This window comes from Hyalangium gracile, from assembly GCF_020103725.1.
Taxonomy (GTDB): Bacteria; Myxococcota; Myxococcia; order Myxococcales; family Myxococcaceae; genus Hyalangium; species Hyalangium gracile.
The window spans coordinates 1-21,144 of record NZ_JAHXBG010000015.1 but is presented as its reverse complement, the minus strand read 5'-3'; the positions used below and the strand labels follow the sequence as shown (position 1 = coordinate 21,144).

11 protein-coding genes are annotated in these 21,144 nt (G+C 69.3%); 4 read left to right on the top strand and 7 right to left on the bottom strand.

The features are described 5' to 3' along the window. Positions 1 to 7: 7 nt before the first annotated feature. The 4 genes from KY572_RS27920 to KY572_RS27905 all read right to left on the bottom strand — a co-directional run bounded on the left by KY572_RS27920 (position 8) and on the right by KY572_RS27905 (position 8,179). On the bottom strand, positions 8 to 2,077 hold the full coding sequence (locus tag KY572_RS27920) for an OPT family oligopeptide transporter (RefSeq protein WP_224246034.1): 2,070 nt from the start codon (positions 2,075 to 2,077) through the stop codon (positions 8 to 10). A 64-nt stretch (positions 2,078 to 2,141) separates the two neighbouring features. Then, complete coding sequence (locus KY572_RS27915; RefSeq protein ID WP_224246033.1) at positions 2,142 to 5,153, bottom strand: DEAD/DEAH box helicase; 3,012 nt, start codon at positions 5,151 to 5,153, stop codon at positions 2,142 to 2,144. Continuing rightward, the gene (locus KY572_RS27910; RefSeq protein ID WP_224246032.1) at positions 5,141 to 6,955 is read right to left on the bottom strand and encodes a phospholipase D family protein; all 1,815 of its coding nucleotides are present in this window, start codon (positions 6,953 to 6,955) and stop codon (positions 5,141 to 5,143) included. The genes KY572_RS27915 and KY572_RS27910 overlap by 13 nt, the downstream gene beginning before the upstream one ends. Beyond that, positions 6,956 to 8,179, bottom strand: a complete 1,224-nt coding sequence (locus KY572_RS27905; protein WP_224246031.1) for a DUF6361 family protein — start codon at positions 8,177 to 8,179, stop codon at positions 6,956 to 6,958. Between the two features lie 91 nt (positions 8,180 to 8,270). On the opposite strand from KY572_RS27905, the gene KY572_RS27900 reads away from it, so the two are divergent. Both KY572_RS27900 and KY572_RS27895 read left to right on the top strand, forming a co-directional pair. Further along, positions 8,271 to 9,005: a hypothetical protein gene (locus KY572_RS27900; RefSeq protein WP_224246030.1), complete on the top strand. Its 735-nt coding sequence runs from the start codon at positions 8,271 to 8,273 to the stop codon at positions 9,003 to 9,005. 163 nt (positions 9,006 to 9,168) lie between these two features. Then, positions 9,169 to 10,704, top strand: coding sequence for a methyl-accepting chemotaxis protein (locus KY572_RS27895; RefSeq protein ID WP_224246029.1), 1,536 nt, complete (start codon positions 9,169 to 9,171; stop codon positions 10,702 to 10,704). A gap of 41 nt (positions 10,705 to 10,745) precedes the next feature. Here KY572_RS27895 and KY572_RS27890 read toward each other — a convergent pair whose 3' ends face one another. Then, positions 10,746 to 12,251, bottom strand: a complete 1,506-nt coding sequence (locus tag KY572_RS27890) for an MFS transporter (protein WP_224246028.1) — start codon at positions 12,249 to 12,251, stop codon at positions 10,746 to 10,748. A 239-nt stretch (positions 12,252 to 12,490) separates the two neighbouring features. Here KY572_RS27890 and KY572_RS27885 point away from each other — a divergent pair, with 239 nt between their 5' ends. Together KY572_RS27885 and KY572_RS27880 are read left to right on the top strand one after the other, a co-directional pair. Further along, positions 12,491 to 13,489 (top strand): polyprenyl synthetase family protein, encoded by a 999-nt coding sequence (locus tag KY572_RS27885; RefSeq protein WP_224246027.1) that lies wholly within the window; start codon positions 12,491 to 12,493, stop codon positions 13,487 to 13,489. Next, positions 13,486 to 14,082: a GbsR/MarR family transcriptional regulator gene (locus KY572_RS27880; protein ID WP_224246026.1), complete on the top strand. Its 597-nt coding sequence runs from the start codon at positions 13,486 to 13,488 to the stop codon at positions 14,080 to 14,082. The genes KY572_RS27885 and KY572_RS27880 overlap by 4 nt, the downstream gene beginning before the upstream one ends. Before the next feature lie 15 nt (positions 14,083 to 14,097). On the opposite strand, the gene KY572_RS27875 is transcribed toward KY572_RS27880, so the two are convergent. Together KY572_RS27875 and KY572_RS27870 are read right to left on the bottom strand one after the other, a co-directional pair. Further along, entirely contained in the window at positions 14,098 to 15,909 is a 1,812-nt protein-coding gene (locus KY572_RS27875; protein ID WP_224246025.1) for a serine/threonine-protein kinase, read from the bottom strand. A 220-nt stretch (positions 15,910 to 16,129) separates the two neighbouring features. Beyond that, positions 16,130 to 21,144, bottom strand: a 5,015-nt coding sequence (locus tag KY572_RS27870) for a S8 family serine peptidase (protein WP_224246024.1), incomplete at its 5' end; no start/stop codon positions are given.

The window sequence follows — 21,144 nt, the reverse complement described above, 5'->3', positions numbered from 1 at the left end:
GCCGCTGCTACGCCTCCGACGGCCGGCGCGAGATGCGGTACAGCACGAAGCTCATCACCGCGAAGCAGATGAGGCCGAAGAGCTGGTAGCCGCCATCGCCCAGGGCGCCCGCCAGCGCATGCTCCAGGGAGATGTTGCCCATGGCCTTGCTGACGTTGTCGTTCACCGAGAGGATGGCGACGAGCACGCCCGCCAGCGCGCCGCCGGCCACCAGGCCCGTGGCGAAGAGGTTGCCGGGCCCCAGCTCGGACTCCTCCACCTTCTCGCCCTTGCGCCTGGCCATGTAGTCGGCCAGGCCCTTGACGGCGCCGCCCACGAAGATGGGCGCGGTGGTGGACAGCGGCAGGTACGCGCCCACCGCGAAGGACAGCGACTTCACGCCGCACAGCTCCATGGTGATGGACAGGAAGACGCCCACCAGCACGAACTGCCAGTCCAGGTTGAACGAGAGCAGGCCCTTGATGAGCGTGGCCATCAGCGTGCCCTGCGGCGCGGGGAACTTGTCCGAGCCGATCATGTGCTCGACACCCGTGGCCCGCAGCTCGGCGGGGGGCATGTCCAGCAGCTGCACGGTGATGCCGATGACCACCGCCGCGGCCACCGCGCCGATCATCAGGCCGATCTGCTGCGCCCGCGGGGTGGCACCCACGAGGTAGCCCGTCTTGAGGTCCTGCGAGGTGGCGCCAGCGTTGGCGGCCGCGATGCAGACCATGCCGCCCACGCACAGGGCCATGGGCTGGTAGACGTCCCCCGTCCAGCCGATGCCGATGAAGATGAGGCAGGTGGCCATCAGCGTGGCGATCGTCATGCCCGAGATGGGGCTGGACGAGGAGCCGATGATGCCCACGATGCGCGAGGCCACCGTGACGAAGAAGAATCCGAAGACCACGATCAGGACGCCGAGCAGCAGCTTGCCCAGCGGGCTGCCCGGGATGAAGGGCAGGGCGGCCATCACCAGCACGAGGCCCACGCTGCCGAAGAGCACCACCGTCAGCGGCAGATCCCGCTCGGTGCGCTTGGGCGCGGCGGTACCCGGACCCTCACGCAGCGAGGCCAGGCTCTCCTTGAAGGCCGAGACGATGGTGGGCAGCGTCTTGAGCAGCGTGATGAAGCCGCCCGCCGCCACCGCGCCCGCGCCGATCTGCCGCACGTAGGCCCGGTACACGGCCAGGGGCATGTTGCCGAAGGTGTGCGTCGCCGGATCCCACCGGACCGGACCGCCCGTGCTCGTCGCCAGGTCCGTCATGTAGCCCAGCTTCACCAGCTGCGTGGCGATGATGTCCGGCGGGACCAGCGAGGCCAGCAGTGGGATGAGCCCCAGCCACGCGAGCACGCCACCGGCCACCAGCACGCCCGCGATCCTCGGGCCGATGATGTAGCCCACGCCCAGGTACTCGGGGGTGATGTCGCCGTTGAGCGTGGCGGACGGGAAGTACTTGTTGGTCTGCGCCGACACCAGCGCGGGCGTCTCCGCGATGAGCTTGATGACCTTCTGGAGCAGCGCGTAGACGAACGCGAAGCCCACGCCCTGGAAGGCGAGCTTCGCCAGGTTGCCGCCCTTCTCGCCGGCGATCAGCACCGAGGCGCAGGCGGTGCCCTCGGGGTAGGGCAGGTTGTAGTGCTCTTTGACGATGAGCGAGCGCCGCAGCGGGATCATCATCAGCGTGCCCAGCACGCCGCCCAGCAGCGCCAGGGTGAAGATGGTCCAGTAGTTGAAGAAGGTGGTGCCCCCGCTCTGGGCGCTCAGGAAGAGGAAGCCGGGCAGGGTGAACACCACGCCGGAGGCGATGGACTCGCCCGCCGAGCCGATGGTCTGCACCACGTTGTTCTCGAGGATCGTCGAGCCACCCAGCTTCTTCAGCACCGAGATGGCGAGAACCGCGATGGGGATGGAGGCCGAGACGGTCAGGCCCGCCTTGAGAGCCAGGTACACCGTCGCCGCGCCGAAGATGATGCCGAAGACCACTCCGATGATGATGGCCTTCGGGGTGAACTCGGCGACGTCGCTCCGGTCCGCGGAGATATAGGGCTGGAACTCGGCTTCCTTCTTGGTGTCGGCTGCTGCGATTTCGGACATGGGTTACCCAGGAGGGAGGGCGTGGCTGGCACCTTCTACAGGGACAGGCCCGATTAGCCAATCCTTAGGGTGGGCTTTCAGGGGGGACAGGGATGGCCGGGCCCTGGGAGCGCTTCTCGAGGAACCAGGGGGACAGACACAGCATCACGTCCTGGACCTCACTGGGAGAGATTCGTCCCATCAGCATCTGGATCAGGTCCTCCTGGTTCGGCTGGCCGAGCGCGAGCCGGTACAGCCAGCGCTCCTCCTTCAGGCTCGCCAGCCGCGCGCTCTCCTCGCTGAGAGGGACATCCAGGATGTAGCGGTGCACGGTGGCGCCCGGGTACACCCACCAGGGACAGAGTCCGGATGCATCCGCCAGCTGCTGCTGGGCCTGCCCGGCATGGAAGACCCAGGGGCTCATGTCCTTGGGCTCATGCTCCGTGAACCGCTCCGCGAGCGCTCGGCGGATGGCGCGCCCCGCGAAGCGCCGGATGCGCCCTTCACGTTGCTCGAGATCGATCGGGTTGGTCGGCAGATCCCAGTGTAGGATCGAGCTGCACCAGGCGTGGAAGTCCAGCCCCTCCTGCCCCACGGACGTCGAGACGAGCACATGGGGCCAGAAGGGCGTGTTGAAGGCCTTTCGCAGCTCGTCCGGGCGGAACGAGCGCTCCGTGCCATCCTCCTCTACCTGCATCCGCGCTTCGGTCATGGGCAGGGCGACATGGCACCGGAGCGAGAAGGTTCGCTCCCCCTGGAGCGGATGGAAGTATGCGTTGCTCGTATGGACGCGGAGCCCGGCTTCCAGGCTCGACGCAAGCTCGTCGCCACTCGTCCCGGACAGGACGCCGAGAACCCAGAAGTGCTCGTCGAGGACGGACTCGAGGTTGCCCGCTTCGACGGCCCGTCGGATGGCGTGTGGAAAGCCTTCGTGATCCTGGCCTGCCTGGAGGATGGCCGCGAACAAGGGGTGGTCGAGATAGCTGCGCAGTCCCTTCCAACTCGCGCTCAGGGTGCTGGCGAAGCCGTCCTTCCCAACGGCCTGCGGCCAGTGCCGCCGCAGCGCGCGCCCAACGACGATGCCGGGGGCGGTCAGTGCCCAGTCCGCGAGACTGTCCAACTCGCGATCGCTGATCGGGCCAAGCTGCAGCCCCGCCTCGTGCTGCCATTGATCCAGGGCCGCCGAGGCCTCCGAGGCCTCGTCCTTCAGGGCGATCTTCTCCCAAGCCTTGCGAATCCAGGGCCGAGCACTCTCGAGGCGGTCGAGCCGCGCCACCAATGACCATGGAGGGCGCGTGCTGGCGTGGTCGCGCATGGGCACTCGGGCCCTGGCCAGCGCCTCACGCAACTGCTGGCGCAGACTTCCTCGCAAGTCCTCGTCCTGGGCCTGGCGAGGATCCGTGTTTTCGATGAGCCAGGGAGAAGGGTGGAAGAGAGCCAGGAGGCCCAGGCGATCTCGCCGCAGCGTCAAGAGCCGGCGCTGCGAGACGGCTTCGTAGGCCAGCCCCTGCTGCGCGAGGAAGTGGCGCTCCAGTTGAAAGCTCAGCAGGGCCGCCACGGCATGAGGGACCGCTCGAAATCGGCTGAAGGCGAGGAGCTTGTCCATGTCCGTCCCCGCGTCCTTCCACTGGCCCGAGAGGGGCCACCAGGGCTTTGAGGGAGCCAGCCACGGGAGCGCGAGCCTGCTGGGAGGAAGCTTGCCAAAGAGCGCTGCGAGACGCGCATGAGGCAGCGGCTCCTGAAGCTGGAACGCATCTCGGTCCGCCTGCGTGAACTCGAGATCTCCCGGGCGCGCCCGCCTCGTAGCCTTCTGCCATGCTTGGTATCGGGAGCCCAGGGTTTGCATCGGAAGGGGGATGGAATTCCAGTAGGGCACGGCCCAGGACTTGTGGTCTTCGGCAAGGCACCCCACGAAGTGGCGATAGACCTGAAACGCGGTGGAAGGAATGCCCGCGGGGAGGGGCTCGGTCTGGTGCTCCTCCCAGCCTGCTGGATGCAAGGCCCGCTCGGTTCTCGCCATCAGCGCCGCGAGGCGAGTGGTGAGCTGACGGCGCGCCTCTCCTGCCTCCGGAGCGCCCGGCTCCCCGCGCCGCAGGGCCTCACCCAGGCGCACGAAGTGGCGCTCACACTCGCGCCGGAGCTCTCGTCCGTGCTCGTGGCCGCCCGCGAGGAACTCGATCAGCTCGAAGAAGTCAGCGTGGTGCCCGCCCTCGCTGGCGTCCTCCCAGCGTCGAGTGAAGAGGCGGTAGGGCGTCGCCGAGAGGAGCAGCAGGCCGTGGCGATGTTTTCCGTGACCCCTGATGAGCCGCGCGGCGACCCGATCTTCCTCTTGCTTTTCGGACCCGGTACCGTCCACGGAGAGCAAGTCTCGAAACTTCTGGAACTCGTCGAGGATTACCAGGTCCGGGCGGAGCTCCCGGATCCCCGCCGAAGCGAGCGCGTTGCGCATGCTCATGATGATCGCGAGCTCGTCCTGGGTGGCCTTCAAGACCTCGAGCAGCCGCTGTCGCGAGTCCACCTTGAACTCCGCGAAGAGCTCTTCGAGGAGCGCCGCGGAGACCTTGTCCACGCTGGTCACGGAGCCGCGCATCCAGGCGAGCTTCTGCTTCCAGTCCTTCACCCCCCGGCTGAACGGCTCCGGTCTCCCCGCCAGAAACTCCGGGGCGATCCTCTCGACCAGGATCTCCAGCAAGGCCCTCTCCACCCAGATGCCGCCGCGGCTCCCGCTCCACTGCGGCAGGGAGGTGTGGGGCGTCAGGCTGTACAGGTGGAGGCGGGGGTGGGAGGGAGGTTGGGTGCTCGGGAGTAGCGAGAGCCGATCGACATCGCAGCACGCCTGCTCACGCTCCTCTTCTGGGAGGACCGCGGCGAGGCGCTGGACGTTCTGGTAGGCGATGGCGAGGTTGCTGCAGACGTAGAGGACCACCAGGGGCGTCGAGCGGCCTTCGAGCATCCCGTGGAGGATCCGTTGAGCGACGACGGTCTTTCCCAGCCCGACCTCATCCGCCACGAGAAACCGCCGTGGGCCAGTGGGGTGCTGGAGGGTCCGCAGACCCGCCGCGGCGGTCGCCTCCTGGAACGGCATCAGTTGCTGCATGCGCCCCCCAGCAGGCCGACGACCATTCCCGACCAGGATGCAGCGAACTGGTGGAGCACCTGCTGCTCCTCGGGGGAGACGGGTTCGGAGGACTTCTCGACCAGGGAGAGGTAGCGCTGGACGAGGGCATCCGCCCGTCGGATGGCCACATCCCCCTGTCGCGCCCAGGACCGCAGCACGAGCTCTAGACTGGGAGCCCACTGCACCAGTGCCGCATCCCGGGACCTCCCGTGGGAGGCAGGCGCCGGGCGGTGCTCTTCATCCCAGGCGCCCCCTCCGTCCAGCGTGTCTCCTTCGAGCAATGTAGAGCGGACCCAGAGCAGGAAGGCTCGAGGTCCCAGGTAGGCGGCCAGCAGGCGTCGATCGCGCTCCTCATCAGGTGGCGGATCGAGGGGAGCTCGCTGCACCCAGCTGCACGTGCGCTGGTTCCTGCGCAGCAAGACCTTGATCCACTCCGTCTCCGCCAGAAGACCCACCGATGGGAGGCGAAGCTCCTCGGTTCCTCGTGGCCAGAGGACACCGTCCCCGCCCAGGAGGCCCACCTCCAGCTCGATGCTCGCGTCCTGAGGGTGGGGCGCTGGCCCTCCAATGAGCACGACACCTCGAGGGTCTCGTCTCTGCAGCACCTTCCAGCCCGATGAGACCTCGGCTCGGGCTTCTTCCAGGGCTCGCTCGTCCGGATCTTCGGCGGGGAGTTCCGGCAGATCCTTCCAGGCAACGGGCCGGGCCATGCCGATGAAGTCCAGGAGCGAGTCTCCCAGCGAGGAAGCTACCTCCAACCGGGCAATCACCTCGGCGTTGGGGCCCTTCCACCCCCGTTCGGTGGTGTTGGCACTGCCGAGCCAGAGGGTCTGTCCTCCCTGGTGGACCGCATGGATCACCTTGCCGTGGAGTCCTCGGTTGGGTGGCTGTTCCTCGCTCTCGGAGTCTGCTCCTTTGGTGGGCACCGCTTCTTCGTGCGCAGGGACATCCAGGTGTGCCACCTGCGCGAAGCCCAGGGTCGCTCGGAGCACGGGAGGCAGCTTCTGGAGCGCCGGCAGGGTAGAGACGAGCGTCCGGTGTGTGGACGCATCACCCCAGGAGCTGAGCGTGGACAGCACCCCCTGGCTCAGGAAGGGGCTGACGATCGTCAGCGAGCGAAGCCCCATGGGCGCTGAGGGGAGAGACCGCGCTGCCCCGGTATGGAGCCTCAGCTCGGGGAGAGCCAGCACGCCCTCGGGCAGTTTCCAGCGGACCTGGGTCAACTCACGCTGGACGGTCTCCGGATCGAGCCCCGGCAGAGCGGCTCGGGTCGCCAGATGCTCGCCAGCTTCGGGCACGCCGGCGATCTCCACACCGGCCCCTCCCGGATGGCCTACCAGCAGCAGCCCTGTGTCCCAGGACAGATCCCTCGTGAGGTTCCGACTTCCGACCCAGAGCCGCCATTCCGCTTCTCCCTGCGCGGCCCCCAGGCGCACCAGGGCCAGCTTCGGATGCCATGCGGCTCTTCGCTCATCGAAGGGGATCTCGCGGACGAACTGATCGAGAAGGCCCAGCACGCGGGGATGACGTGAGGGGGGGACGACACGTCCTGCCTGTGCGAGGAAGCGAACCCGGCCGCGCAGGTGCTCGATCGAGCGTGCCAGGTCTACCTTGGAGCCGCTCGCGTCCTCGTCATCCAGTCCCGCCAGGGCCAGGAGCATGGCCACCAACGCCACGAGTTCGGCGGAGTAGGTCGCGAACAGTGCCCACTGCACCTCCTGTCCCGGCTCTGGGCGGATGGCGTCGAGGAGCGCGAGCGTGTCTCGTCTTCCCAGTGCCATTCAGTCCTGCCCCAGATCGGACAGCAGGTTCCTCACGATGTGCCACCGGTAGTGGAGGGGCTCGGCGCCGGGGTGGCTCTCGGGATCCCACTCGCTTCGGCGGGCACGCCCCATGAGCGTTCGGGAGAGTCTGGCGCGATCCTTCTTCCGGAGGTACTCCACCTTCTCGAAAAGCGTGGCCAGTTCTTCCGGGCGGTTCGGTGCCTGCACCACCCACCGGCGCAGCTCTCGAAGCACCTCGAGAATGTCTTCGGGGAAGTCCGCGTCCTCCCTCATGGCCTCTACGTCGAGGCTGGAGCCTTCGGGGCCATGTCTGGCGAGTACCTTCGAGAGGTTCTCCCGATGGCGCCGAGGCGTTGGAGTATCACCATCGTTCTCTCGAACCTGCTCGACGAGGGCCGCATAAACGCCGCGTCCCACGGCGGCCAGGGCTGCGGCTCTCCTGGCTCGTTCCAGGGCCTCCCTGTCGTCCCGATCCGCAGCAGCCAGGACGGAGTCGTCATACAGTGAGAGACCTGGCTGCACCACAGGCCCACGCTCCACGAGGCGAGACAGGAAGGAGGGCTGACCGTCTCGCCTCGTCACCGAGAGCAGATGGTTTCTCAAAAACTGCCGTTCCTTCGAGAGGATGCGGAAGTCCAGCGGCGAGCTGGCGTTCTCCCAGTGAGGCGGCCGTGGAGGAAGCTGCGTGAAGGGGAACGCTTCCTCACTGAGGGGAGTCTTGTCATCGTCCAGAGGGGCTCGTCGCTCACGTGGCCGCCAGGAGCGGTGGAGCATGGTCCGGCTCGGCGGCTGGCCTCCGATCTGGGCGCGGAGGACCCTCCAGTGCCCCAGCGCCCCCCAATAGATCTGCGAAGCGGGCTGGGCGGCCGGCTTCTTGCGTTGGTAGTTATCCACGCCAATGATCCCCCAGCTGTCGCCTTTGACGGTTCCAGCTTCGAGGCGCCCCGTCAGCAGCATCTCCCGCTTCTCCAGCTCTCGGGCCAGCTGACCTCGCTCCACTCCCAGGATCGACAGATCTTCATAGATCCAGGGAATGAAGAGGACGTAGCGCAGGCGGGTATGAAGGACGGAGGTGCCCGGGAAGAAGCGGTTGGCGTAAGCGGAGTGAACGGCGAGGAATCCCATCTCATCGAGCACGCCTTGGCCGCTCTCCGCGAGCAGCGCCTCCGCCCGTTTGAATGCTCGTCGCGAAAAATAGACCCAGCCGAGGGAGGACTCCATGGCAAGGATGGCAGCCTAGCCGGGATTCAGGAGCGCGGGTGTGAAGGCAGTGCCCACCCGCGACGATACTCGCACTAAGCTCCACCATCCCATGCGACTCAAGGACGCCCAGGCTCTCGTGGACCGCTGCTTCGCCGGGATGCCCGAGGGCGCCTCGCGCCTCTATGAGCCCGATGAGCCGCGCTTCGCCGACCGCCCCAGCGCCGTGTGGCTGGAGTACCGTTGGTACGTGCACCAGCGCGGGCTCGCCGAGGTCTTCCTCAAGTGGGGACGGGTCAGCCCGGAGCGCAGCGCGGACGCGGAGGCCTCCGTGGTGCGTGTCCACCTGATCGGCGACTCCTCCGGGCTCTTCGCCCGCGCCAAGGGGCTGCTCGAGGGCGGCACGCCTTCTCCGGAGCGCATCCTCGGCCTGTTCGGGGACGATGGGGTGGGCCGCGAGTGCGTCTCGTTCGGCGGGACCAGCGTCACCCTGGAGCACTGGGTGAAGGACGGCCCCCACGAGCTGCTGGACCCGGAGCGCTTCCAATCGCTCTCCGCAGTCCTGGCCGATCCCGAGTCCACCCCCGAGGAGCGTCACGAGGCCGTCCAGCGCCTCTCGGCCGAGCGGAGCGAGCGCGTCGTCTCCGCGCTCCTCGGGCTGCTGGCCGAGCGCTCGTCCATCATGGCGCTGCGCGTGCTCTCGGAGTGGGGCGTCATCCAGGCCCGGGAGCCGCTGCGGCGCGCCCTGGGGGCCCTGGACCCGGACAACAAGGCCGACCTGTGGGCGCTCACCGCCCTGGATCGCCGCCTGGAGGCCTGGGAGGCCATGGCCCGCGCCGGGGGCTGAGCCGGCGCCAGGGAGGGGCTGCCCGCCTGCCTTGCCGCCGGACACACGACCCCACCGTGCTGCGTTCCGCGCCGTCGTAGGACGTGACACGTCTCCTGGCTGCGCCGTGACGGGCAGAGTGATTGCATTGTCTTCCTCCCCGCACTCACAATCTGGCTTTCTGATGCGCCTCTCCCTCTCTCAGAAGCTCAGCCTTGGCCCGCTCGGGGTCGCCATCCTCACGGGGCTGCTCGCCTTCGGGTATCTGCTGCCTCGCATGGAGGCCGGCTTCGACGCCCAAGGAGAGGAGATCGGCGCCGCGCTCCCCACCGCGCTCTCCTCCACGCTGCTGGAGCTGATGGCCCGGCACCAGGACGCCGCCGTCCAGGGCGCCATCGACGAGGTCGCCAGCCGCTCCAAGGTGGCCTACATCGCGGTGGTGGACCCGGAGGGTGCGCTGCTCGCCGTCTCCGGCTCCTTCGCCCCCGTCCTCCGGGAGCAGCACAAGCAGCTCCTCTCCAAGCAGGCGTCGCACACGTTCCTCGTCAAGGAGGCCGAGATCCTCTCGCTGCGCGCCCCGGTGCTCGAGGGGGCGCTCGGCTCCATCCACGTGGGCTTCAACCGCTCCGCGGCGCGCGAGCGGCTCCAGGAGCTCACCCTCCGCTTCGGCAGCGTGCTCCTGGGAGCCCTGCTGGCCTTCTGCATCGGGGCCTACCTCTTCAGCCGGCGGATCGTGGCGCCCCTGCTGCGGCTCACCCAGGTGGCCCGGCGCATCGCCGACCAGGGCGACCTGCGCGAGTCCATCCGGGTGGACTCCCAGGACGAGGTGGGACAGCTCTCCCTGGCCTTCGCCTCCATGGTGAACCGGCTCAAGGAGGTGCTGCACGAGCTCCAGTTCTCCTCGGAGCTGATGACCCAGTCCGTCCGGGTGCTCAGCCACTCCGCCAGCGACCAGAACGAGATGGCCAGCCGCTACGCCAGCTCGCTGCATGAGACGCAGACCACGGCGCAGGAGCTCCACCGGACCTCCAGCGACGCCTCCCAGACGGCGGAGTCCGTCCTCAAGGTGGCCGCTCGCGCCGACGAGCTGGGCAAGAAGGGCGGCGCCGCCATCAGCGAGAGCATCAACGGGCTGGTGGAGATGCTCGAGACGGTGAAGCAGATCGCCACGCAGATCACCTCGCTGGGCGAGCGCACCCGGCAGATCGGCGGCATCACCCAGACGGTGAAGGACCTGGCGGACCAGTCCCACATGCTGGCGCTCAACGCCGCCATCGAGGCCGTGCGCTCCGGCGAGCACGGCAAGGGCTTCGCCGTGGTGGCCCGGGAGATCCGCGCCCTGGCGGACCAGTCCATCCGCGCCACCTCGCAGGTGCGGGATCTGCTCGGCGACGTGAGCGAGGCCATCGTCACCACCGTGCGCATCACCGAGGAGGGCACCCACAAGATGGAGGAGGGGCTCTCCCAGATCCGCCAGTCCGGCGACAACCTCCAGGCCCTGTCCGACATCGTCCGCGACAGCTCCGCGTCCGTCCGGCAGATCGCCAGCACCGTCAGTCAGCAGACCAGCGGCATCCAGCAGATCTCCACCGCCGTGAACGAGCTGAACTCGCTGATGAACGACACCCTGGAGCGCATCACCTCCACCACCGCCTCGGTGGACTCGCTCCAGGCGCTCTCCGAGCGCGTCTCCCAGGTGGTCCGCGGCTACCGCCTCTGAGCCGCTCGGCGCGGTGGGCGCCGGGGCTGGGCCTCAGGCCTTCACCGCTCGCCGTTGCCCGTCCGGGCCTCGACGAGCACCGGGGCGGGCGTGGGGCGGACGCGCGGCCACAGCACCTCCACGAGCGCGCCCAGGGAGCGCACCGGGCGCGCGTCCGGCTCGATGATGCGCATGGCGAGGAAGGCCGCGCCGAACCGCGCCACCGCGGAGATGAGGAAGAGCACCTGGAAGTTCGCCCACTCGTGCCGGCCCAGGGTGAAGTGGGCGGGCAGGGCGCTCGCCAGGCCCCCGCCCAGCGCGGAGGCCGCCGCGTAGGCCAGTCCTCCCGCGGTGGCGAAGGCCGCCAGGTAGAAGGGCCGGCCCTTCCGAGGAGCCACCGCCAGCGGCAGCGCGAACACCGCCAGGCCATGGCCGCTCCACAGCGAGCCCGCGAGGATCACGTCGAACACCAGCGGCCACATCATCCCCTCGGTGGGGAACAGCCAGATCAGCGGCACCAGCGTGAGCCCGAGCGAGCACGCCAGCACCACCGGCTGTGCCCCCACCCGGTCGATGAGCTTGCCCCACAGCGGCCCCAGCAGCACGCGCACCGCCGCCACGACGGCCGAGTACAGCGCCATGACGACGAACGTCATCTTCAGGTTCTGGAGCATGTGCAGCGCGAAGTAGGGCGCCGAGATGCCGATCGCCGCGTTCCACGCCACCTGGTACAGCAGCACCCGGCGCGCCCGCGGATCCCGCAGCGGCACCTTCGCCGACTCGAAGTCCAGCCGGATCGCCGAGCTCCCCGGCGCCGGATCATGCTGCCGCGCCATCAGGAGCGCGGTGATGACGCCCACGATGCACGCGATCGCGGAGAGCAGCGGCAGCGCCCAGCCCACCGCGCCGAGCTCCCGCGTCCGATCCAGGAACACCCCCGCGGCCAGCGACGCCAGGGTGCCCGCGACGGTGCACAGCGCCGTGCGCCGGCCGAAGAAGCGGCCTCGGAGGTGACGCGGGACGAGCTCGCCCATCCACGCCACCCAGGCGTTGTTGCCCACCACGCCCAGCACGGCCGAAGCGGCGGCGATCCCCACCAGCAGTCGCTGCTGCCCGGCCAGGGACAGCGGCAGCCAGGGGAGCAGGCACAGCGGCAGGATCGCCAGCCGCGACAGGCACACCGCGGTGAGCGCCACGCGCCGGTGCCCGAAGGTGGAGGTGAGCCACGCCGCGGGGAACTGCACGAACTGGGCGAGGAAGGACAGCGAGGCCATCACTCCCACCAGGAAGGGCCCCAGCTTCAGCGCCAGCGCCCAGGCGGTGAGCACCGTGGCGCCCGCGCACGCGGTGAACACCTCCGCGAACATCCCCTCGGCCACCGAGGCTCGCAGGGACAGGCGGAGCGCCGGGCGCGAGCGCGTCCGCACGGAGGCCACATCCAGCGGGGGAGCGCCCACCAGCGGTGCGTTGGCGCCCGGCAGCGAGCTGCCCGGACGGAACAGCGGGATGGAGGTGGCGAGCGAGGCGAGGCTGCGGAGGAAGTGACGACGCAGGGCGGCGGGAGACACGCGACTCGAAGGCGATAAGGAGGCCTTCTCTCTGTCTCACGAGCGGCACCGTGACTCAAACCCGCTTCGACGCGGTGCGGCAGGACGCCCGGAGGGCAGCCGGCTTCGGCGCTCCTACACCGGTGCTGCTCATCCCTCACCTCAAACCCCTGATACCCCCCATGAGGTCCCCCGCAGGTTTCCGTATGCGGTTCACGCGGTCTTGAACTATATGAACGTCCGAGGAGAGAGGTCTCTGCATGGAACTGGCTCGTGAGCTGTCGGACTTTCTCGCGGTGGTGGAGCAGCGCATCGGTGCGGCGCTGGTGGATGGGGACGCGGGTCCGGGCGTGAAGGGTGACACCCTGATGGAGGCCGCGCGCCACCTGGTCATGGGCGGCGGCGGCAAGCGCGCGCGCCCCATGCTCGTGCGCCTCTTCGGAGACGCGGTGGGGGTGCCCGCCGACAAGCTGGTGGAGATCGCCGTCTCCGCGGAGCTCATCCACTCCGCCAGCCTCCTGCATGACGACGTGGTGGACGCCGGCATGTTCCGCCGCGGCCGGCCCACGGTGAACGCCCGCTGGGGCAACATCGTCGCGGTGATGAGCGGCGACCTCATCCTCTCCTCCACGCTGCTGCGCCTGGTCCAGATGGATGCCCGCGTCGCAGAGACGGCCCTGTCCGTCGTCTCCGAGATGACCCGGGCCGCCATCGCCGAGGTGGAGGCGCGCGGCATCATGGATCTGCCCATGGCGCGGCTGCGCTACATCGCCGAGGGCAAGACGGGCTCGCTCTTCGGCTGGTGCGGCCGGGCCGCCGCGCTGATCGCCAACCAGCCCCAGGCCGTGGATCGCTTCGACGGCTTCGGCCGCCACCTGGGCGTGGCCTTCCAGATCGCCGACGACATCCGCGACATCCTCGGCACCGACGTGGGCAAGCCGCAGTACGCGGATCTGCACTCGCGCACGCCCTCCATGCCCATCCTCCTGGCCCTGGCCAAGGACGAGGGGCTGCGGCGCAAGCTGCGCGACGCGTGGGCCTTCTCCAGCATCTCCCCGGAGCGCACCCAGGAGCTGGGCGCGGGCATCATCGCCACCGGCGCGGTGGAGATGTCGCTGGAGCGGCTCAACGCGGAGATCAACGCGGCCGTGGACTTCCTCGGGCCGTTCTCGAACACGGTGGGCGGCCAGGAGCTGCTGGGCTGGGCCCGCAAGCTGTCCGACGGCATCACCGCCCAGGTGCGGAGCAAGGTCGCATGAAGGGCTACCTCTGGACAGGTGGCGTCACCCCGCCAGGTCCGGAGTCGCTCTCGGCTCCAGGCTCGCTGGCGCCGTGGGAGGCCATGGCCGTGGAGGCCGTGGGCAACGTCATCGAGTTCTGGGGGTTCAAGCGCAACCAGGGCCGCGTCTGGGCCCTGCTGTACCTGCGTGGCGAGCCGCTCACCGCCGGGGAGATCGAGCGCGAGCTGGATCTGTCCAAGGGCGGCGTCTCCATGCTCCTGAGGGACCTGGAGCGCTGGGGCGTGGTGCAGCGCGTCCGGCAGCCGCAGGACACCGTCTGGCGCTACGCGGCGGAGACGGATCTGGTCCGCATGGTGACGCACGTCATCGAGGAGCGTGAGGCCGGCTTCGTTGCGCGCATCCGCGCCGACCTCTCGGAGTCGCTGCGGCTGGCGCGCGAGTCCGGCGCGGTGGACACCGAGCGGCTCCAGCGCCTCGAGCGGATGGCCACCCTGGCCGAGCACGTGGAGAAGGCCATCCGCCTCTTCATCAAGACGGCGCGGCTGGACGTGGGCGGAGTGCTCGGAGCGTTCCGGGACGAGGCGGGCCCCGCGCGCAAGAAGGCCCGCTGAGCGGCGCGCGCTCGCTCAGGGCTTGGGCAGGAACTTCTGCTCCCAGTCGTCCAGCATGGCCGTCAGCTTCATCCGGTCCTCGTCCGGTGCCGCCTGGATCTGCTTCTCCAGATCCTTCAGCGCCGCGAAGGCCGGTGACGAGTTCGTGCAGATCAGCGGGTTGACCTTGACCATCCGCGCCTCGGCCTCCGCGATCCTCGCCAGCAGGACCTTGTAGGAGGTGCGGTTGCTCGCGCTGGGGGCCGCCACCGCCGGGGTGGAGGCTGGCCTGGACGCCGCGGGCTTGGGGGCCACTGCCTTCGTGACCTTCCGCTGATTCCAGGGCTCCACGCGCGCCTTCGGGTCGATGGCTTGGGGCCTCGAGGGCGAGGGGGCGCCAGGCCTCGGGTCCTCCGGGGCGGGAGAGGGGACCCCGAGCGCCACGGTCTCGGTGATCGGCTCCTGCGCCGAGGGCTCGCTGTGAAACGCCGCGAAGGCCACGGCGCCCGTGGTCAGCACGAGCGCCGCCATGCCTGCGCCCATGATCCACAAGGGCCTCGGAGGCTTCCGAAGCTTCAGCACCGAGACGGGCTCTATCGGGGCAGGCTCGGTCGCATGCGCCGCGGTGGAGTCGCTGTCGTCCGCCTGCGAGGCCGCGGCCTTCTCCACCGGAACGGGCTCGGTCTCCTCCACCGTGGAGGACCGGCTGTCCTCCTCGGCGGCGGACAGCATGGGCTCCTCGATGGTCTTCGGCCCGAGAGAGACGGTGTTGCCGCCGGAGGACCTCACCACCGCCGGGGCCGTGAGGGCCGCGTCCGGGCGGTAGACCTCCGTACGCTCCTCGCTGGCGGCGCTCGCCATGGCCCTGGTGGCCCCCTTGGCACCCAGCGCGCCCAGCTCCCGGCGCACCGCCTCCGCCGACTGGAAGCGCTTCGAGGGATCCTTGGCCAGCAGCCGGAGCACGAGCCGCTCGAGCGCGGCGGGCACCTCCGGCACCAGGCTGGTCAGGGTGGGGGGCTTCTGCTCCACCTGCGCCACGAGCACCTGCGTGGTCTCGCCCATGAAGGGCACGCGCCCCGTGAGCAGCTGGAACGCGATGATCCCCAGCGCGTAGAGATCCGTGGCGGGCCCCACCTTCTCGCCGCGCACCTGCTCGGGGGCCATGAACTCGGGAGTGCCCAGGATGTTGCCTTGTGCCGTCAGCGGCCGGGCGGGGCGGAACTGCACCACCTTGGCGATCCCGAAGTCGAGCAGCTTGACGGAGCGCTGCCCGTCACTGCTCTCCACCAGGAACACGTTGCCCGGCTTCAGATCGCGGTGGATGACACCGCCTCGGTGCGCGGCGCCGAGCGCGGCGAGGATCTCGTCCAGGATACCCACCACCTCGTCCGGGGCCAGCCGCTTCCGCTTCCGGATGTACGAGGACAACGCCGTGCCCTGGAGCAGCTCCATCACCACGTACGGCCGGCCATCCGGCAGCTGTCCGAACCCGAAGATGTCGATGATGCCGCGGTGCTGGATGGCGTTCACCACCCGCGCCTCCACGAGCAGCCGCTGCACCACCTCCGCCTCGCCCGCGTACTCCGCCTTCAGCACCTTGATGGCGACCTGCTTGCCGATCAGCGGCTGCACCGCGCGGTAGACGATGCCCATGCCCCCCGCGCCGATGCGCTCCTTGACGACGTACTCGCTGACCGGGGTCTCGATCAGCGGATCCGAGCGCGGGGTGAGGGAGATGGCGTGCGCCAGTGCATGCCCATCCCACGGGCAGAATGCCACGTTGCCGGGCATCTGCTTTCCGCAGGACGGGCACTTCACCGGCTGCAGCTCCATGACGGTCTCTCCCAACAGGGCTTCCTAGTTTAGCGTATTCCCCGAATTTGGAGGAGGCACTCGCTCCCGGGGACTGTCGCGTGCTGGACCCGGGACAAAAAAAATGCACCGGCGGGAGAGCTCCACGCCGGCGCATTCCTATCGACTGCTGGACTTCGTGGCGACCGGGAGGAGCCAGGAGCTCCCCTCGGTCAGCCCCGGGACGCCGGCTTCAGGCGCCCCGGAGCCTCATCCCCTAGGCCGCCTTGCGGCGACGGCCCAGCGCGTAGCGCGCCAGGACGAGCAGGCCCAGGAAGACGCTGGCGTCGGCGCCGGACGTCGCGCCGCAGCCGCAGCCACCGGCCTCGGTCGAGACGACGACCGGAGCGGAGGTGACCGAGTTGCCCGCGCCGTCGGTGATGACGGCGGTGATGATGTGCGTGCCGGCCTGGGCGTCGCTGCTGTCCCAGGTGCCAGTCACCTTCGCATCCGAGCCGCTGGCGATCTCGACGCCGTCCACGAAGATGGCGAGCTTGGCCAGCGTCGTGCCGGAGGCAACCGCGCCCTCGGCGGTGATGCTGACGGAGCCGGAGACGACCGTGCCGCCCTCGGGGTTCGTCACGGACGCCGTCGGCTGACCGAAGGCGGTGACGTTGGTGCTCGCGGAGCTCTTCAGGCTGGCGTTCGCCGAGTCCTCGAAGGAGAGCGACTTCATGCCGGTGCCCTTGAAGGTCACCTTGAAGTTGCTCAGCACGCCCTCGACGAAGGTGGCCGTGGAGGCGAAGGACGCGGAGGCGTCCGAGCTCGTCACCTTGGCCGAACCCGCGTAGGAGGCCGCCACGTTGCCGTAGGCGTCCAGGGCGGTGGCGGAGATCGTGGTCTCCTCACCGGCCGTGACGCTGGAGGGCAGCTTCACGGAGAAGCTGGCCGCGGGGCCGGGCTTCACCGCGAACGCGGCGCTGGTCGCGCCCTCGAAGCCCTGGGCGCTGGCCACCAGCGTGTAGCCGCCGCCGGCCTTCTGCACCGACAGGCCGGTGAACTTCGCCACGCCGTTGACCGCGGCGACCGTCGTGGTGCCGAGCAGCTGGCCCCCCGCCGGGTTCTCGCCGAGGCTCAGCGTCACGGACTCGGAGGAGCCCGACAGCACCTGGCCCTCCGCATCCTGCAGCTCCACCTCGATGGTCTGCGCCTCACCGGCGTTGAACTGGTCCGCGGAGGCGCGGAAGGCCAGCTTGTCCGCGTTGCTGTTCGAGCGCGGGGTGACGTCGAAGCCCACGCTGGTGTCCGCGTAGAGCCTCCTGGAGCCGATCACCAGGGTGTAGTTGAGGCCGGCCTTGCTCACCGACAGGTTGCTGAAGGTGGCCACGCCGCTCACCGGGTTGACCGTGGTGGTGCCGCGCAGCTGGGCGCCCCCGGAGTTGCTGCCGAGCGCGGCCGAGACAGGGTCGGTGGCCTGCGTCGCGACGTTGCCGAACCGATCCAGCACGGTGGCCAGGACGGACGGGGTGATCGCGGCGCGCGCCTGCACGTCGGACGGCTGGCGGGTGATGACGACGCGGTACGGATCCGCCGGGGTGATGTTGAAGCCCTGGCTGGTCGCGTTCTCGAGCCCGTCCGCCGAGGCCTCCAGCGTGTAGCCCGTGCCCACCTTGTCGATGGACAGGTTGCTGAAGGTGGCCACGCCGTTGACGGACTCCACCGTGGTGGTGCCGCTCAGCCGGCCCTCGCCCGGGTTGTTGCCCAGCGCGACGCTGACCTCGGTCACCGCGTCCGTGGTGTTGTCGAACGCGTCCAGGATCATGACCGTCACCGCCGGGGTGATGGAGTCGCCCGCCTTGGTGGTGCCAGGCTGGCTGAGGAACGCCATCTTCGCCGGAGCCGCCGGGGTGATGTCGAACCCGTCGGTGGTGACGCCGGTCAGGCCGTCAGCGCTCGCCGCCAGCGTGTAGCCCTCGCCCACCTTCTCGATGGACAGGTCGCCGAAGGTGGCCACGCCGTTGACGGCCGCCACCGTGGTGGTGCCGCTCAGCGTGCCGCCGCCCGCGTTGTTCTCCAGGGCGATGGTGATCTCGTTGCTGCCCGTGGAGACCACGTTGCCGAACTGGTCCTTCATGCCCACCTGGACCGCCGGAGAGATGGACTCGCCCGCGTCGGTGGTGGACGGCTGCGTGGTGATCGTCAGGGCCACCGGAGCACCCGCGGTGACGCTGGTGCTGGCGCTGCCCGTGACGGCCGGGTCGGCCGCGTCCTTCGCGGTGATCGTCTGCGTGCCCAGCGTCCGGAACGAGACGGGCACGCCGTTCGCCACACCCGAGGTGAACGGGGTGGCCGAGGGCAGGACCGCCTGCGCGTCGGTGCTGGTGAACGTGGCGCTGCCGCTGTAGCCGGTCGCCGTCTGGCCCACCGAGTCCAGCGCGGTGATGTCGAAGGTCACCGAGTCACCGGCGCCCACCGTGGCGGGCAGGTTGGTGATCCGGTACGACACCGCCGGGCCCGGAGGAGGCACGTTGGTGGTGCACGTCGCGTACGCGTCCGCGTTGATGCGCACGTCGTCGACGTAGAAGCCCTCGGCGTTCTGCGAGATGTCCGTGTAGAGCCGGAAGCCGAACCACACCTTCTGACCGGCCAGGGCCGACAGGTTGACGGTGACGGCCTTCAGCGAGCCGTTGGCGCCCTTGTTCGCGCCCGTCCAGATGCGGATGGAGCTGTCGTCATCCAGCGCGTTGTCGTAGCCACCCGAGGAGATGTACGGCGCGGTGGCGGACGGAGCATCGCCCACGTTGGTCCACGGGCCGTTGGGGCCCACGGTGCTGTAGGACAGCCACGAGCCGTCGTACCTGTTCTCGAAGTCGTACCAGATGTTGAACGTCATCCGCGGATCGATGGTGCTGGCCGGGATGTCGAAGCCGTTGATGCCGGCGATGGTGCCGTTGCCGCCCAGCGACAGGGTGGCCGTCTGGTTGATCGCGTACAGGCTGGTGCACGTCGTCGAGGCCGCGCCCATGCGGTAGGACCGCGTCGGCGACTGGTAGTGGCAGTTGGTGGTCAGGTTGACCGTGCTGCCGCTCGCGATCCAGTACGAGGCCGCGTCCGCCGGACGGTTGCTGTCCAGGTCGTCGAAGTAGCGGATCGCCGCGGAGACCGCGCCCGTGGGGATGACGGACTTCTCGACGGTGTTGGTGTCCTCGTTGGAGGCGTTGCTCACCTCGGTGGCGCGGACCACGTAGTAGTACTTGGTGCCGCTGGTCAGGTTCAGGTCATCCGTGAAGCTGGTGCCGCTCACGCCGATGGCGATGCGGTTGGCGACCGACGGGGTGAAGCCCGCGGTGGTGCTGCGGTAGACCGAGTAGGTCAGCGTGCCGCCGCAGATCGGGCTGCCCGCCGCCCAGCTGACGGTGGTGCCGCAGGTGGCCGAGCCGTTGTTGGTCACGCCGGTGACGCCCGCGAAGGTGGGCGCCAGGGTGCACAGACCGGTGGCGGTGGCCGAGGCCTCGTTGGAGTTGGGAGACTCGGCGCAGTCCACGGCGCGCACCACGTAGTAGTAGGTGGTGTTGCCGGACACGCCGATGTCCGCGTACGGCGAGGCCGTCGCGCTGGCCACGCGGGTGTACGGGCCGCCCGCGGTGGTGGCGCGGTAGATGCGGTACTCCTTGGCGCCGTTCTCCGTCCAGCTGATGTCGATGCGGTTGTCGCCGTTGACCGTGGCCGTCGTGCCGGAGGGCGTCGGGGCCGCGGTGTCGCAGCTGTTGTACGCCACCAGGGCGAAGTCCTGGTCCAGCGTGGAGGCATTCCCCGGCAGACCGTCCGAGGTGATGTTGGCCGCCGTCACCGTGATGGAGAAGCTGCCCGTGGTGCCCGCGGGCAGGAACACGCTCTCCACGTTGTTCTGGGTGTCCGCCGTGCCGCCCGTGACCGAGTTGGCGCCGGTGAAGACGTTGCCCTTGTAGGTGTTGGTGCCGACCGTGACGGTCAGGTCCAGGTTGTTCTTCCAGGCGCCGCCGGTGGTGGAGCCCGGCGCGTCCGTCCACGCCAGGGTGACGCGGAAGGGCTTGCTGGAGTCAGCAATCTCGCCCTGGAAGGTGCGCGTCTGGCCCGTGGCGGTGAAGAGGCTGGCCGCGGTCTCGTCGTCAATCAGGCGCGGGATGCCGTCGAAGGCCATGCCCAGGTCCATCAGACCCATGCCCTGCTTGTTGGACCAGAGGTTGTCGTTGGCGTCCACACCCGTCATGTAGCGGGTGGTGTTCATCAGGTACGCCTTCGTCATCGCGGGGCTCGGCGGAGCCATGCCCTCGTTGATGAAGTACTGGCGCACCAGCGCCGCGCCGCCGGCGACGGCCGGGGTCGAGTGGCTGGTACCCGAGGAGGCCGAGTACCACTGCTGGCCCACCGGGAAGAAGTCGTTGCTGGGGCCGCCGCACACGCCGCTGGCGTCGAAGCAGGAGAGCGCCTTGCCCAGCGGGTTGGCCGGCGGGTTGGCGCGCTGGCTGGGGTCCTGCGCCACGCCACCGGACACGTGAGTGCCGGGGGCCACGATGTCCGGCTTCTTGCGGCCGTCCGACGAGGGACCGCGGCCGGAGAAGTCGATGATGTCGTTGGCGCTGTCCGCACCGTCATCGCCCACGAGGCAGGCATCGGCGCCGCCGAAGGCCTGGACGTTCTCGGAGGCACCCACGGTGATGATGTTCTTCGCGGTGCCCGGAGGCGCCACGGTGTTGGCGCCCGGGCCGTTGTTGCCCGCGGCGAACACGATGACCATCTGCTGGTTGCCCGGCGTGTTGGGCTCGGCGTGGCCGGCCTGCTGCGCGTCACGCACCAGCGAGTCGTACTGCTGGCAGTCGATGTTGTAGCTGTTGCCGCTGGTGTAGCCCCAGCTGTTGGTGCTGATGCGCATGCCGTCGCGGTAGGCGCGCGACTGCAGGTCCTCGTACACCGGGTCGGTGTAGTTCGGCGCGAAGATGACCGAGCCGCCCATCTTCACGAAGGGCGCCACGCCCAGGCCGTAGGAGTAGCCAGCCGCGTCCTGGAAGGGCGCGCCCGTCTTGTCGGTGTAGCCGCCGACGATGTGCGCGTTCAGGTTGCCGTGGCCGTCGCAGCCCGCGGGGGTGGAGCCGGAGCCCTCGATGCGGTTGTAGACGATGCGGCTGGCGTTGCTGATGTTGCCGCCCACGTAGAAGCCGTAGTGGTTCGGCGTCGGGGTGCCGTTGTCCAGACCGGAGTCGGACACGTCCACGCCGAAGCCCGAGGCGGTGAACTGCGCCTGGGTGAAGCCCT

What these genes read in the sequence shown, in the direction of transcription:
- KY572_RS27920 (WP_224246034.1), bottom strand. Translation starts at nt 2,077, where the DNA reads ATGTCCGAAATCGCAGCAGCCGACACCAAGAAGGAAGCCGAGTTCCAG.
- KY572_RS27915 (WP_224246033.1), bottom strand. Translation starts at nt 5,153, where the DNA reads ATGCAGCAACTGATGCCGTTCCAGGAGGCGACCGCCGCGGCGGGTCTG.
- KY572_RS27910 (WP_224246032.1), bottom strand. Translation starts at nt 6,955, where the DNA reads ATGGCACTGGGAAGACGAGACACGCTCGCGCTCCTCGACGCCATCCGC.
- KY572_RS27905 (WP_224246031.1), bottom strand. Translation starts at nt 8,179, where the DNA reads ATGGAGTCCTCCCTCGGCTGGGTCTATTTTTCGCGACGAGCATTCAAA.
- KY572_RS27900 (WP_224246030.1), top strand. Translation starts at nt 8,271, where the DNA reads ATGCGACTCAAGGACGCCCAGGCTCTCGTGGACCGCTGCTTCGCCGGG.
- KY572_RS27895 (WP_224246029.1), top strand. Translation starts at nt 9,169, where the DNA reads ATGCGCCTCTCCCTCTCTCAGAAGCTCAGCCTTGGCCCGCTCGGGGTC.
- KY572_RS27885 (WP_224246027.1), top strand. Translation starts at nt 12,491, where the DNA reads ATGGAACTGGCTCGTGAGCTGTCGGACTTTCTCGCGGTGGTGGAGCAG.
- KY572_RS27880 (WP_224246026.1), top strand. Translation starts at nt 13,486, where the DNA reads ATGAAGGGCTACCTCTGGACAGGTGGCGTCACCCCGCCAGGTCCGGAG.